The 12,706-nt window shown below is 70.9% G+C and carries 13 protein-coding genes; 3 read left to right on the forward strand and 10 right to left on the reverse strand.

Annotation, left to right across the window (positions count from 1 at the left end):
• Positions 1–10: 10 nt before the first annotated feature.
• The 10 genes from V2J18_RS21090 to V2J18_RS21135 all read right to left on the reverse strand — a co-directional run bounded on the left by V2J18_RS21090 (position 11) and on the right by V2J18_RS21135 (position 9,570).
• A complete protein-coding gene (locus tag V2J18_RS21090) occupies positions 11–502 on the reverse strand; it encodes a hypothetical protein (protein ID WP_064748026.1) in 492 nt (163 codons plus the stop codon).
• Complete coding sequence (locus V2J18_RS21095) at positions 499–1,854, reverse strand: FliI/YscN family ATPase (RefSeq protein WP_315851264.1); 1,356 nt, start codon at positions 1,852–1,854, stop codon at positions 499–501. The genes V2J18_RS21090 and V2J18_RS21095 overlap by 4 nt, the downstream gene beginning before the upstream one ends.
• A 31-nt stretch (positions 1,855–1,885) precedes the next feature.
• A complete protein-coding gene (locus V2J18_RS21100; protein ID WP_064748025.1) occupies positions 1,886–2,629 on the reverse strand; it encodes a FliH/SctL family protein in 744 nt (247 codons plus the stop codon).
• Positions 2,630–2,658: 29 nt separating this feature from the next.
• Positions 2,659–3,303: a hypothetical protein gene (locus V2J18_RS21105; protein WP_336132807.1), complete on the reverse strand. Its 645-nt coding sequence runs from the start codon at positions 3,301–3,303 to the stop codon at positions 2,659–2,661.
• The gene (gene sctJ, locus V2J18_RS21110; RefSeq protein ID WP_075575117.1) at positions 3,300–4,094 is read right to left on the reverse strand and encodes a type III secretion system inner membrane ring lipoprotein SctJ; all 795 of its coding nucleotides are present in this window, start codon (positions 4,092–4,094) and stop codon (positions 3,300–3,302) included. Before sctJ ends, V2J18_RS21105 begins: the two co-directional genes overlap by 4 nt.
• Positions 4,095–4,117: 23 nt before the next feature.
• Positions 4,118–4,528 carry a hypothetical protein gene (locus tag V2J18_RS21115; protein WP_064748022.1) on the reverse strand — a complete coding sequence of 137 codons (411 nt, stop codon included), beginning with the start codon at positions 4,526–4,528 and terminating at the stop codon, positions 4,118–4,120.
• 159 nt (positions 4,529–4,687) lie between these two features.
• Positions 4,688–5,050, reverse strand: a complete 363-nt coding sequence (locus tag V2J18_RS21120; protein WP_186442584.1) for a hypothetical protein — start codon at positions 5,048–5,050, stop codon at positions 4,688–4,690.
• A gap of 125 nt (positions 5,051–5,175) precedes the next feature.
• The gene (gene sctD / locus V2J18_RS21125) at positions 5,176–6,525 is read right to left on the reverse strand and encodes a type III secretion system inner membrane ring subunit SctD (RefSeq protein ID WP_336132808.1); all 1,350 of its coding nucleotides are present in this window, start codon (positions 6,523–6,525) and stop codon (positions 5,176–5,178) included.
• A gap of 139 nt (positions 6,526–6,664) precedes the next feature.
• Positions 6,665–8,728: a type III secretion system export apparatus subunit SctV gene (sctV, locus tag V2J18_RS21130; protein ID WP_064748020.1), complete on the reverse strand. Its 2,064-nt coding sequence runs from the start codon at positions 8,726–8,728 to the stop codon at positions 6,665–6,667.
• Positions 8,729–9,105: 377 nt separating this feature from the next.
• The gene (locus V2J18_RS21135) at positions 9,106–9,570 is read right to left on the reverse strand and encodes a flagellar biosynthetic protein FliO (protein ID WP_064748019.1); all 465 of its coding nucleotides are present in this window, start codon (positions 9,568–9,570) and stop codon (positions 9,106–9,108) included.
• A 138-nt stretch (positions 9,571–9,708) separates the two neighbouring features.
• Between V2J18_RS21135 and V2J18_RS21140 the strand changes: the two genes are divergently transcribed.
• The 3 genes from V2J18_RS21140 to sctQ all read left to right on the forward strand — a co-directional run bounded on the left by V2J18_RS21140 (position 9,709) and on the right by sctQ (position 12,703).
• Entirely contained in the window at positions 9,709–10,788 is a 1,080-nt protein-coding gene (locus tag V2J18_RS21140; protein WP_336132809.1) for a sensor histidine kinase, read from the forward strand.
• Between the two features lie 243 nt (positions 10,789–11,031).
• Positions 11,032–11,634, forward strand: a complete 603-nt coding sequence (locus V2J18_RS21145; RefSeq protein ID WP_064748017.1) for a response regulator transcription factor — start codon at positions 11,032–11,034, stop codon at positions 11,632–11,634.
• Positions 11,627–12,703 carry a type III secretion system cytoplasmic ring protein SctQ gene (gene sctQ / locus V2J18_RS21150; RefSeq protein ID WP_079248180.1) on the forward strand — a complete coding sequence of 359 codons (1,077 nt, stop codon included), beginning with the start codon at positions 11,627–11,629 and terminating at the stop codon, positions 12,701–12,703. Before V2J18_RS21145 ends, sctQ begins: the two co-directional genes overlap by 8 nt.
• Positions 12,704–12,706: the final 3 nt, after the last annotated feature.

The raw sequence follows: 12,706 nt of genomic DNA on the forward strand, positions 1-12,706 counted from the left end.
CGACCTCGGTTCAGAAGGGGCCGTTCGTCTGCTGGCGCTGGGCCAACATCAGATCGGCGGTCAGGGCTTCCTCGCGGCGCTGGTGTTGCAGGTTCTGTTCCTTGCGCCACAGGTCCTTGCGTTTCTCCAGCGCGTCCAGCCGCGCCTTGGCGCGGAAGAACGCCTTGCGCGATTCGTCCAGCGCCGCCTCGGCCTCGCGCAGCTTGCCCTGCGCTTCCTGCAGGCGCTGCTGGGCGGCGACGCCGAGTTCGCCGAGGTGGTCGATGTGCGATTCGCGCTGCGACATCGCCATCGGCCAGGGCACGCCGGGCGGCGGCGGGTCCATCAGGCGCAGGCGCTGCGCCGCGCGCTCGTCGCGGATCGCGTCGATCTCGCCCTGGATGCGGGTGCAGGCGTCTTTCTTCTCCTGCACCTGGCGCTGGCGTTCGAGCACCAGCATGCGCGCCGTCTCGACCCGGTGCGCGCGCAACTGCAGCAGCGTGTGCAGGGGATAGCGCTTCATGCGAACAACCTGCGCAGGGCGTCGATGGATTGCTTGTAGTCGGCCAGGTCTGCGGAGGACTGCTGCAGCAGCTTGCGGATCGGGCCGATCTTCTCGATCGCGATGTCGGCCTCCGGATCGCTGCCGCGCTTGTATTCGCCCAACTGCAGCAGCAACTCGATGTCCTGGTGCTTGGCCAGGTACTTGCGCAGCTGGCCGGCGGCGCGCTGGTGGGCTTCGTCGGCCACCCGCGGCATGGTGCGGCTGAGGCTGACCAGCACGTCGATGGCCGGGTAGTGGTAGGCGGCGGCCAGCTTGCGCGACAGCACGATGTGGCCGTCGAGGATCGAGCGCACTTCCTCGGCGACCGGGTCGTCGCCGTCTTCGCCTTCCATCAGCACGGTGTAGAACGCGGTGATGCTGCCTTTGTCGTTGTTGCCGGCGCGCTCGAACAGGCGCGGCATCTGGCTGAACACCGACGGCGGAAAACCGCGCCGCGCCGGCGGCTCGCCGATCGCCAGGCCGACGTCGCGCAGGGCGCGGGCGAAGCGGGTCACCGAGTCGACCAGCAACATCACCCGCTTGCCGCGGTCGCGGAAGTACTCGGCGATGGCGGTGGCGACCCACGCCGCGCGGCTGCGCTCCAGCGCCGGCCGGTCGGAAGTGGCGACGACGATGATCGATTTCTGCAACCCGGCCTCGCCGAGGTTGTCGTGGATGAATTCGTTGACCTCGCGGCCGCGCTCGCCGACCAGGGCGATCACGTTGACGTCGGCCTCGCCGCCGCGCGCAAGCATGCCTAGCAAGGTGCTCTTGCCGCCGCCGGCGACGGCGAAGATGCCCAGGCGCTGGCCGACGCCCGCGGTGATGAGGGTGTCGAGCGCGCGCACGCCGGTGGCGAAGGGGCGCTCGATCAGCTGCCGCGCCAACGGATTGGGCGAGGCGGCGTAGATCGGCACCTGCACGGTCGGGCCGAGCCCGCCGCGGCCGTCGAGCGGTTCGCCGTTGGCGTCGAGAATGCGGCCGAGCAGGCCGTCGCCGCAGCGCACCGAGGCCTGGCGGCCGGTGGCGACGACTTCGGTGTCGTGGGCGACGCCGTCGAGCGGGCCCAGCGGAGTCAGCAAGGTGTACTGGCGCGACACGCCGACCACTTCGGCGGCGAGACGGAACTGGCGGTCGCGTGGGCTGCGCAGCTCGCACAGCTCGCCGATCATCGCCTTCAATCCGGTGGCGCGGATCATGGTGCCGTAGGCCTCGGCGACCTTGCCGACGCGCACCACCTTGGGCACCCGCGCCAGCGCGGCGATCAGCGGGTCCTGCTGCGGCACCGGCGCGGGCGCCGGTTGCAGGACCAGGCGCGGCAGGCTGCTCACGGCCGGCTCCGCGCGTCGCGGTGCGCGGCGTTCACGGCGCCGGCTCCGCGTGCTCGGCGCCGTACTCGGCGCCCGACAGGGCCAGGCGGATCGCCTCGATCTGCTGGGCCACGCCGGCGCGCACTTCGCCGACTTCGGACACCACCACGCAGCTGAGCTTGTCCAGGCTTTCGTCGTCGACCAGTTCGATCACGCCGACCACCGGGTGCGCCTGGCGCACCAGTCCCAGGCCCTTGGCGACTTCCTCGCGCACGCTGGGATGGACCCGGATCAGCAGGAATTGTTCGGCCTGGGCCGCCTCGACCGCGTGCATCACCAGCGGCGGCACCACGCTGCGCGCATCGAAGTCGGGCGAGATGCGCGAAACGATCGCGCAGGCCAGCTCGGTGACGCGGCTGCCGGCATCGGCCAGCACCCGCGCGCGGCGTTCGTTGAGGTCGGCCAGCTGCTGCGCCATCTGCTGCTGGGCGCGCGCCAGGCCTTCGGCGAAGCCGGCCGCGTAGCCGGCCTCGCGCGCTTGTTTGATTTCTTCGCCGGCCTCGGCGTACAGCGCATTGACCCGGGCCAGCATCTGGTCGAGTTCGGCGATCGCGTTCCACTGCTTGGCCGGCACTACCGTGCCGGCGACCGCGCGCTCGAATTGGCGCCGCTCGAACACCGCCACCGTAGCGCCGCCGCGTCCGGGCTGGACCCGGCGCGGAGCGCCGTCGGCAGCGCTCGCCGCAGCGGCAGCGGCGGACGGCGTGGCGACGGAGGCGAGCGGGTCGGCGTGCATGGCGATTCCGGAACAGGGCGCGCAGCGGCTCAGGCCGCGAGCGGACGCGCGCCGTGGTGAGCGTAGAGGCGTTCGACCGCTTCCGGCGGCAAGTGCCCGCGCAGGTTCGAAGCGGCCTCGTGGGCGGTGCGCGGCAGCAGCAGCCGCGACCAGTCGGCCAGGCCGGGGTCGCGGCGCTCGGCCCACAGCCGCAACTCGGTACGGCCGCGGCGGTCGAGCAGGTCGAACAGCAGGTGATCGTCTTCGCTGGCGCGCAGCGCCGCGTCGAGTTCGGCGCTCAACTGGGCGCCGAGCTGGGCCTGGACCTTGCCGTCCCAGACCAGGCTGTCGAGCGCCAGCAGATAGCTGTTGTCCAGCGCCTGCTTGAGCCGGCGCACCGGTTCGCGCCGGACTTCGGAACGGATCGCCGGCGCATAGGCCAGCGCACCCAGATCGCGCACCAGCCGGTTCATGCGCAAGCGCGGCCAACGCCGCGCGGCGGCGCCGAAGCCGTCGCCGGGTTGCGGCGCCAGCAGCGCCGGCGCGTCGGCGGCGAGCCAGCGCGCGACCATGCGCCGGCCGAGCGCGCTGGCGCGCGCGTGGTCGAGCAGTTCCGGCGCGAGCGCGTCCTCGCCGACGCCGATCCAGCTCGGATCGACTTCGGCCAGGATCGTCTTCAGCGCCGTCGCGCTCATCCGTTCCATACCCCGCTGCGGGCGTTGCTGACCGGCTCGGCCGAGGCGCCGAAGCGCGAGCGCAGCCGGGCCAGGAAGAACGCGGCGATGGCCAGCAGCACCAGCACCGCGCCGCCGATGATGACCGCGCTGAGGTCGATCGAACCGAGCACGGCCGCGAACGGACCGCCGCTCTGGTGCACCTTGGGCGGCGCGGTCACGGTGAAGAACTTCACCGTCACCTTGTTGACGTCGTCCAGGCCCTCGACGCTGTCCTTGACGAAGACTTTGATGTCGGTCTCGCGGTCGCGCAGGCTCTGCCCCGGACGCTCGAACACCAGCACCGAGGCCGACGAGTCCTGCACGTTGCCGCCGAGCGGATCGCGGTCCGGCAGGGCGATGTGGACGCGCGCCTCGACCACGCCGTCGATGCGCGACAGCGTGCGCGACAGCTCCTGCGACAGGCCGTAGAGGTAGCGCGCCTTCTCTTCCAGCGCGGAGGAGGCGAAGCCCTCCTTCTTGAACACCTCGCCGAGCGAGCGGTACTGGGCGCGCGGCAGGCCGCGCGAGTTCAGCACCTGCATCGCGTACGGGATATCGCCGCGATTGACCATGACCTCCCAGCCGGTCTTACTCGGCGAGGGGTCTTTTTCGGCGGGGATGCCGGCGTCCAGCAACGCCGCCATCAGTTCGTTCGCCTGCTGCTCGTCGAGCTGGCTGTACAGCGTGGTGCGCGTGCAGCCGACCATCAGCAGGCAGGCCAGCAGGGCCGCCACGACTCGTACCGCGTTGAAGCCTGAGGCCCTACCCATGCATCCCCCGTTGGATGACGAAATTACGACTGCTGACGGAACAGCTGCTGGATGCCGTCCGACGTGCGATTGGCGACGTTCGAGGTGAGCTGCGAGGTGAACATGAACTGATGGCAGCGCATGGTCATCTGGATCATCTCGCCCGGCGTCAGGTCCGCGGCGTTGGCCGACATGGTCTTGGACATGGCGTCGATCTTGTCGGCGCCGCCGTTGAGGTTGTCGAGCGCGGCGAGCACGGCGCGCGTGCCCTGCGAAGGCTCGGTGGAACCGGTCGCGGCGGTCTGCGCGCTGCCGCCCTGCGCCGCCGGCGAGGCGCCGCGGTCGAACGCCGCGGCGAATTCGCGCACGTCGTAGGCCGAGGCCTGCGGCGACTGGGCCGGCGAGGCCGCGGCGGGCTGAGCGGCGGGAGCCGCGACTTGGATGGCTTCGATCATGGCCCTGTTCTCCTGAAACGTGGGGTCCGAACGAACAAAGAAACGGAACGACGCTCGACGCTGCGACCGCGCGCCCCGCACCACCGACGACGCCCGGGTCCTAGGACCCGGGTGCCGTTCCGGCAGGCTGCGGCGACGTCGGGCCGCGAGGCGCCGATATCAGCCGCTGCGCGAGGCCAGCGTCTTCAGCGAATCGCCGACGCTGTTCTGCGAAGTGGCGGCGTTGTTGGAGATGAACTGCATGCGCAGGCTCTCGGCGGTCAGCGCGACCATGCTGGAGGGCTGGTCGTTGCCGCCGCCGATCTGGCCGGACAGGTCGGTGATGCGCGCGGCCTGCGAGTCCAGGGTGGCGCCCCAGGCCTTGGACATGGCCTCGTACCAGCTGCCGCCGCCACCGCCGCCGACGGCACCGCCGCCACCGCCGCCGCGCGAAACGCTGAGGTTGTTGGAGTTGTTGGCGTTGGCGATGAACGTGTTCACCAAGCCGGCGCCGTTGGCGGGGTTAACCGTGTTGTTGCTCATTGACGTCTCTCCTGCGGAGTGCGGCGAGGCCGCTGAATGGCGTGGAACTACGGATGGATGTTGCCGAGCCTAATGAAACCGGTTCGGGGCGTGCGAAACCACCTAGTGAAAACCCTGGGTCCTCCCTAGCGCCGGGTCGCGGCCGGCTTGGCCGGCGCCTCGGCCACCGCGGCGGCGGGCTGGGCCGGCGGCTGAACCGGGTTCGCGGCCGGTGCCGGCGTCGCGGGGTTCGCCGCAGCGGCCGGCGCGGTCGCGGCCGTACCACCCGACGCCGGTTCGCCCGCAGGCGCCGCCGCGGCGGCCAGTTCGGCCGCGGTCAGTGGCTTGGCCTTGATCTCTTCGGGCAGGTTGGTCAGCTTGTTCATCGCCCAGACCTTGGCCCCGATCACCATCAGGTTGCGGCCGTCGGGCAGCGCATCGCCGGCCTCGTACTTGTTGCCGTCGACGTCGATCACGTGCGGGGACTCGCCGCGCACGATCTGCACGATCCGGGTCGGCTCGCTGCTGACCGGCTTCTTGGCCGGTTCCGGCAGGCTCGGCCCGGCCGCGGGCTGATCCGACAGGTTGCGCGGGATCACCCGGCGCACGCCGTTGACGTCGCGCATCGCGCGCGAGGCGACCGCGCGCTCGAACGCCGCTGGGTCGTCGAAACGGCCGGCGACTTCGACATCGCCGTTGCCCAGGTACTTGGTCTCGGTGCTCAGGCCCTGGCTGCGCAGCACCTCGCGCACGTCCGCGGCGATGTCGTCGCCGGTGCGCAGGTCCAGGCGCGCGGCCACGTTGTCGGTGGCCAGACGCTTGCGGATCATCTCGCGGGTGGCGGCGTCCTTGACCGTGCCGGACACCACCACGCTGCCGTCCTCGTGCTCGACCACGCGGCCGCCGGCGATCGAGAACTCCTTGATCAGGGGCGTGGCCAGCTCGGTCGCCGTCGGCTCCTTCTCGAAGCCCGGCATCACCGCCGCGGCGATCGCCACCGACACCAGCGACAACGCCGCCAGACCGGCGATCAGCGGCAGATGGCGCATCGACGAACGCGGCGGACGCGCCGCTTCGCTGAGGTGCTGGGGCAGGATCGAGGCCCAGGCCGGGTCTTCGGCGGCGCCGACCGCGAGCGACGCGCTGCCCAGGTCGACGCGCTGCATCGCGGTGAGCTCGGCCGGATCGCCCGGCGTCAGCGTCTGGCCGTCGATCTGCAGCGGCGCGTCGACCGCGCGCAGCGAAATCGTGCCGCCCATGCGCATGATGAAGGCATGGTGCGGGGCGACGCCGGCATCGGACAGGACGATGTCGCAATCGCTGCCGCTGCCGATCAGCAGGGTTTCCTGCGCCGACAACGGCCGGCTGGCGCCGGCGTGCAGGCCGGAAACGATGCGCAACACGCTGACCGCGGGCGCGGCGGCGGGACGCGGCGGCTCGCGGCCGGCGTCGGTGCGAGGTTCGGTTTTGGCGCTGTTCGGGTCGGGGGAAGACATGGCGGACTCCTACTCGACGCCGCCGTCCGCGGCGGCGCTGCGGGCCGGGACGCGCGAGACGCGCGGGACTGCCGGCCGGCGATGGACGGGGAAGACTGCACGGCGATGGAGGGCGCGGCGAGGCATCGTCGGGGCTCCGTCAGGCGTTGACCTGGCCCGCCTGCACGATCCGCAGATCGGGCGCGAGTTCCTGGTAGGACAACACCGGCAGTTCGAAGAAATCGATCTCCAGCAGCTTGCGCAGATGGCGGCGAACGTCCAGTGAACACAGCAGCACCGGCTTGACCCCGTCGGCCTGGCGGCCCAGGTGCGAGCGCACCTCGGCGCCGAGCCGGCCGGCCAGTTCCGGCGAGATCGCCAGCTGGGTGGTGCCGCCGGTGACGCGCACCGACTGGCGCAGGCGATCCTCCAGTTCCGGATGGATCAGCAGCACCTGCATGGTGCGTTCGCCGTCGGCGTAGCGATCGGCGATTTCGCGCTTGAGCGCCACCCGCACGTACTCGGTCAGCAGGACCACATCCTTCTCGCGCCCGCCGACATCGGTGATCGCCTCGAACGCGTCGCGCAGGTTGCGGATCGGCACGCCCTCCTCGACCAGCCGGCGCAGCACGTCGGCGACCCGCTGCGGCGCGACCACGCGCAGCATTTCCTTGACCAGGTCGGGGTAGTCGCGCTGCATGCGCCCGAACAGGTTGGAGGTTTCCTGAATGCCGATGAAGCTGCCCATGCGCCGCTCCAGCGCGGCGCGGCAGTGCTCGATCACCGTGCTCAGGCCGTCGCGGATGTCGCCGCCGCTCTGGCCGGTCCATTCGCCGGCCAGCGGCGGGAAGAACCCGGCCAGCTTGGGCGCGTTGGCGTCGCCGGCGCGGGCCGGGCGGAACTGCGCGTTCGGCGACAGCCGGCCGAAGGCGATGCGCGCGCCGAACGCGGTCAGGCGATAGCCGCCGATGCCGTCGCCGTTGTCCAGGTCGGCGGCGATGCGCAGGCTCGGCACCGGCAGCGGCACGCCGTATTCCTCGCGCAGCCGGCGCGCGACCTCGACCAGCCGCTCGCGCGCGGCCGGCTCGCCGAACGCGGCCGCCAGCGACGGCGCCAGCTCCAGCTGCAACGGCGCCGGCGGCGCGACTTCGTCCTGGTTGAGCGGCTTCTCGTCGGCCGCAAGCTCGCCCGCGGGCACCTTGAACGCGCGCCGCAGCACCGCGTGATGGTGGCGATAGCGCCAGGCGGCGATGCCGAGCAGGACCACCGACAGCAACAAGAACACCGGCTTGGGGAAGCCCGGCACGAACACCATCAGGAACGCCAGGCAGCCGGTGATCAGCAGCACGCGCGGCTGGCCGGAGACCTGGCGGGTGATCGACTCGCCGAGGTGGCGGTCGTCCTCGTCGCCGGCGGTGCGGGTCACCACCAGGCCGGCGGCGATGGTGGCCAGGATGGCCGGGATCTGCGAGACCAGGCCGTCGCCGATGGTGAGGATGCTGTAGGTGTGGGTCGCGTCGCTGAGCGGCATGCCCTTTTGCAGCACGCCGATGGCCAGGCCGCCGAGCAGGTTGATGATGATGATGACGATGCCGGCGATGGCGTCGCCCTTCACGAACTTCATCGCGCCGTCCAGGCTGCCGTGCAGCTGGCTTTCCACCTCCAGCAACCGGCGCTTGCGCTTGGCTTCGTCCTTGTCGATCAGCCCGGCGCGCAAGTCCGAGTCGATCGACAACTGCTTGCCGGGCATGGCGTCGAGGGTGAAGCGCGCGGCGACCTCGGCCACGCGCTCGGCGCCCTTGGCGATGACGATGAACTGGACCACCGTGATGATCAGGAACACCACGAAGCCGACCACCAGGTTGCCGCCGGCGACCAGGCTGCCGAAGGTCTCGACGATATGGCCGCCGTTGGCTTCCAGCAGGATCGAGCGGGTGATCGCGATCGACAGCGACAGGCGGAACAGCGTGGTCAGCAGCAGCACGCTGGGGAAACTGGAAAATGCGACCGGCGTCGGAATATACAGGGCGATCAGCAGCAGGCCGAAGCCGATCGCGATGTTGACCGCGACCAGGGTGTCGATGATCGCCAGCGGCAGCGGCAGGATCATCACCCCGATGATGGTCACCGCGGCCGCGGCCAGGACCACGTCGCTGTAGCCCGCACGGCGACGCGGCGGGGCGCCGGGCGTTGCGGCGATCAACGAGCTCAGCAATGCGCGCATGCGGTCAACCCCGGACTCTGGCGATGGCGGCCGGGCGCGGCGCGCGCGCGAACAGCGACGCGCGAGCCCGCGGGGTCTGGCCGCGGTTCGCGATCGGAAGGAGGTCGGCCCTGTCTCGAACGGTGAAAGCAGTCACTGCTTTGTCACGTATCCCTGAGCACCCATGCATGGCGCCTGTCCTTACACGATCCCGGTTCGGACGGCCGATACTAAGTGCTGTTTGTCATCATTTGTATGAACGAGATGCAATTTGCGCGACTTGCGCACAATCACGTCCGCTTGTTTGCGCAGAGCCACATTCGCGCGCATTCATCATTGTTTTTGTGAGCGCGTGCGCAATTGCGTCACCGTGTTCGACTAACGTAGGGTCCTACGCGTCAGGATTCGCCCGCAGCCGCGGGCGGAGTCTGTGCCAGGCTGCGTTCCGGGGCCTGGCCGGCGCCGTCCTCGGCCGGCGCCGGCGCGATGTCGGCGGCGTCCAGCTCGGCGATCAGGCTGGGCGATTGCCCGCCCACGCCGACCGCGAGCGCGCGGCCGCTGCGCGTGCGCAGCACGACGATGCGTTCGCGCGGGCCGACCGGGAGCACCTGCACGATCGTCAACGGCGCATCGCGCGCCACCAGGCCATGGCGCTTGCGCAGGTAGTACAGGACCGCGATCAGACCGACCAGGACCACCGCCACTGGCAGCATGATCGACAGCAGTTCGAAGAAGAACGACGGCGGTTCGGCAGCAGCGGCGGCCGGCTTGGCGGCCGGCGCCGCGAGGGCGGCCGACCACGGCCAGACAGCCGCGGCGAAGCCAAGGCGAAGCAGCGGACGCAACAGGAAAGGGATGGGCATGACGAGTCGGGACGGAACCGGAACAGGGAGTGCGCGGCCGGCGTCGCCGCGGCGACATACCGTAACAGCCCGCTGCGCCGCCGCCACCCTGGTCGCGTTTCACGCCGCACAACGCCGGCCCGAGGCAATGATGTGAACATGGTCACGACTTCTTCCCGCTCCGCCGGCCCGCGCGCGCAGCCGGCCGCATCGGCGCAGGCCGGCTTGCTCGAGGCGGTACCGTTCGCCTGCGCCCTGTTCTCCGCCGGCGGCGCCCTGCTCGCCGGCAACGCGCGCTACCGCGAGGAGTTCGGCGAATTGGCCGAACACGCTCAGCGCGAGGCGCTGTTGGCGCTGCTGCATGCCGGCGGCGAGGACGAGGCGCGCGAAGTGCGCGCCCCGCACAGCGGCCGCTGGTACGCCCTGCACTGGGGCCGCGCCGAGCATCAGGGCGCGCCGGCGCAGGTGCTGACCGCGATCGACATCAGCGAGCGCATCGAAACCCTGGACTCGCACAAGACCCGCCAGGAGAAGCTGCTGTTCACCTCGCGCCTGATGTCGGTCGGCGAGATGGCCGCGACCCTGGCGCACGAACTCAATCAGCCGCTCGCGGCGATCATGAATTATCTGAACGGCAGTCTGCGCCTGGTCGAACAAGCCGGCGGCCCGGTCCAGGTCGAGCGCGCCCTGCAGGCCGCGCGCACCCAGGCCGAGCACGCCAGCGCGGTGATCGCGCGGGTGCGCGAGTTCGTGCGCGCGCGCGAGCCGCGACGCGACGCCCACGACCTGGGCCAGATCGCCGCGACCGTGCTGGAACTGCTGCGGCTGGAGGCCGAGCGCCTGCAACTGCGCATCGACCTGGGCCTGCCCGCGCAACTGGCGCCGGTGTTCGCCGACCGGGTCATGATCGAGCAGGTGCTGCTGAACCTGGTCAAGAACGCGATCGAGGCCATGCGCGATATCCCGACCGCGCGCCGCGAGCTGCGCATCGACGCGCGGATGAACCTCGACGAGCAGATCGAGGTGCGGGTGTCCGACCGCGGCGCCGGGCTCAGCCCGGCCGAGCAGGACCAGCTGTTCTCGCCGTTCTTCACCACCAAGACCGACGGCCTCGGCATCGGCCTGGCGATCTGCCGCTCGATCGTCGAGTACCACCAGGGCCGGCTGTTCTTCGAACCGCGCGAAGGCGGCGGCAGCGTGTTCGGCTTCACCCTGCCGCGCTACGAGGCCCGCGCTTGATGACCCGGATCGCGACTGCCGCGCTTGCGCGCATGACAAAGGTCACGACCGCGCCCCCCTCCTGTCGGGTTATACCGTCGCGCCCGGATCCGCTCCGCGCGCCGGACCGGCCTCGGCCCCGAAGCGCGCACCGATGACGCCGATGACCCCGCCCCGCGTCCTGCCCGCTCCCGCCGTCGGCCCCGCTGCCGGGCGCGGGCGCGCGCATCCGCTCGCGCGGGGCCGGAGCGCGAGGTATCGCCCATGACCGAAGCCCGGATCTACCTGATCGACGACAACGACGGTTTCCGCGATTCGACCGCCTGGCTGCTGGAAACCGCCGGTTTCGAAGTGCTGGCCTATCCGTCCGGACCGGCCTTCCTCGACGCCTTCGCCGGCGAACGCCAGGGCGGCGGCGCCCAGTGCATCGTCTGCGATATCCGCATGCCGCTGATGAGCGGCCTGCAGCTGCAGGAGGAACTGCGCCGGCGCGGCATCGGCCTGCCGCTGGTGTTCGTCACCGCGCACGGCGACGTGCCCCTGGCGGTCGAGGCGATGCGCAAGGGCGCGTCCAACTTCCTCGAGAAGCCCTTCAACGACGAGACCCTGATCGACGCGCTGCGCACCGCGATCGCCAACGCCCGCCAGCACGCCGGCGCCGATGCCGGCGACGATCGCCTGTCGCGGCTCAGCCCGCGCGAGCGCCAGGTCATGGACCTGGTGGTGGCCAGCAAGCCGAACAAGATCATCGCCGACGTGCTCGGCATCAGCGTCAAGACCGTGGAACTGCATCGATCGAACATGATGAACAAACTCGGAGTACGCTCGCTGCCCGAACTGATGAAGGTGGCGCTGGGACATGGTTGAGACGAGCGAAGCGGCCGCACCGGCCGCCCATCCCGCCGCCGCACCGGTGCGCGGCCGTCTGCCGGCGCTGCACCCTTGGCAGGCCGAGGCCCTGCGCGACGTGTTCGCCCTGCGCCAGCGCTGGCCGACCCGCGACGGCGCCTGGCTGCAGTTCCTGCCGGCGCAGGCGGTGCACGGGGAAGTCTTCACCCTGGAAGGCGACGGCGCGCGGATCAAGCTGCATTTCGAAAGCAACCCGAGCCAGGAAGCCGATACCGGGCTGCATTGGAGCGACTACCAGGGCCGCTCGCGCCTGTTGGCCTGGAGCCTGGCGCACGAAACGCAGCTGATGCGGCTGAGCCAGGCGATCGACGTCGCCCTGATCCCGGTCGCCGACGACAACGACCCGATCCGCAGCGCGCATGCCGAGGCCGAGGCCGAGCTCGACGGACTGTGGCTGGCCTTCGTCATCGGCGATCCGTCCGGACAGCAGGTGCTCAGCCGGGGCAGCCTGCGCCTGCCGGTGAACTGGGTCGGCCAGTTGCTGTCGCGCTCGGACATCGTCGAGCCGGTGCAGGACCCGAACGCGATCGCCCGCTGGGGCGACCTGCCGGTGCCGGTAGCGCTGCGCTGGAACGGCCCGCAGTTGCGTTACGACCAATTCCGCCAGCTGCGTCCGGGCGACGTGCTGGTGATCGGCAACGCCCAGCGTCCGCCGCCGGTGCAGGCGCAGGTGCCGGGCTTCGCCTGGCCGCTGAGCGCGCTCGCCGACGGCTGGCGCATCGACGGCCCGCCCTTGACCCTTGCCACGCACCAGGAGACTTCCGCGATGTCCGACACCGAGTCCGCCGCCCCCGAGTCCGCGGAACCCACTGCGCCCGACGTGCCGGTCCGGCTCGACTTCGATCTCGGCCGCCTGGAGTGCAAGTACCAGGAGCTGTCCGGCTTCCAGCCCGGCTACGTGTTCGCCCTGCCCTCGCGCCTAGAAGGCGCGAACGTGGTGATCCGCGCCAACGGCCGCGACGCCGGCCGCGGCGAGATCGTGGCGGTCGGCGACACCCTCGGCGTGCGGCTGATCAGCTGGAGCTGACCG

The sequence above is a fragment of the Lysobacter firmicutimachus genome, from assembly GCF_037027445.1.
GTDB classification, from domain to species: Bacteria; Pseudomonadota; Gammaproteobacteria; order Xanthomonadales; family Xanthomonadaceae; genus Lysobacter; species Lysobacter firmicutimachus.

Excerpts from the sequence above, each read along its gene's own strand:
- V2J18_RS21090 (WP_064748026.1), bottom strand. The coding sequence starts at position 502 with ATGAAGCGCTATCCCCTGCACACGCTGCTGCAGTTGCGCGCGCACCGG.
- V2J18_RS21100 (WP_064748025.1), bottom strand. The coding sequence starts at position 2,629 with ATGCACGCCGACCCGCTCGCCTCCGTCGCCACGCCGTCCGCCGCTGCC.
- V2J18_RS21105 (WP_336132807.1), bottom strand. The coding sequence starts at position 3,303 with ATGAGCGCGACGGCGCTGAAGACGATCCTGGCCGAAGTCGATCCGAGC.
- sctJ (WP_075575117.1), bottom strand. The coding sequence starts at position 4,094 with ATGGGTAGGGCCTCAGGCTTCAACGCGGTACGAGTCGTGGCGGCCCTG.
- V2J18_RS21115 (WP_064748022.1), bottom strand. The coding sequence starts at position 4,528 with ATGATCGAAGCCATCCAAGTCGCGGCTCCCGCCGCTCAGCCCGCCGCG.
- V2J18_RS21120 (WP_186442584.1), bottom strand. The coding sequence starts at position 5,050 with ATGAGCAACAACACGGTTAACCCCGCCAACGGCGCCGGCTTGGTGAAC.
- sctD (WP_336132808.1), bottom strand. The coding sequence starts at position 6,525 with ATGTCTTCCCCCGACCCGAACAGCGCCAAAACCGAACCTCGCACCGAC.
- sctV (WP_064748020.1), bottom strand. The coding sequence starts at position 8,728 with ATGCGCGCATTGCTGAGCTCGTTGATCGCCGCAACGCCCGGCGCCCCG.
- V2J18_RS21135 (WP_064748019.1), bottom strand. The coding sequence starts at position 9,570 with ATGCCCATCCCTTTCCTGTTGCGTCCGCTGCTTCGCCTTGGCTTCGCC.
- V2J18_RS21140 (WP_336132809.1), top strand. The coding sequence starts at position 9,709 with ATGGTCACGACTTCTTCCCGCTCCGCCGGCCCGCGCGCGCAGCCGGCC.
- V2J18_RS21145 (WP_064748017.1), top strand. The coding sequence starts at position 11,032 with ATGACCGAAGCCCGGATCTACCTGATCGACGACAACGACGGTTTCCGC.
- sctQ (WP_079248180.1), top strand. The coding sequence starts at position 11,627 with ATGGTTGAGACGAGCGAAGCGGCCGCACCGGCCGCCCATCCCGCCGCC.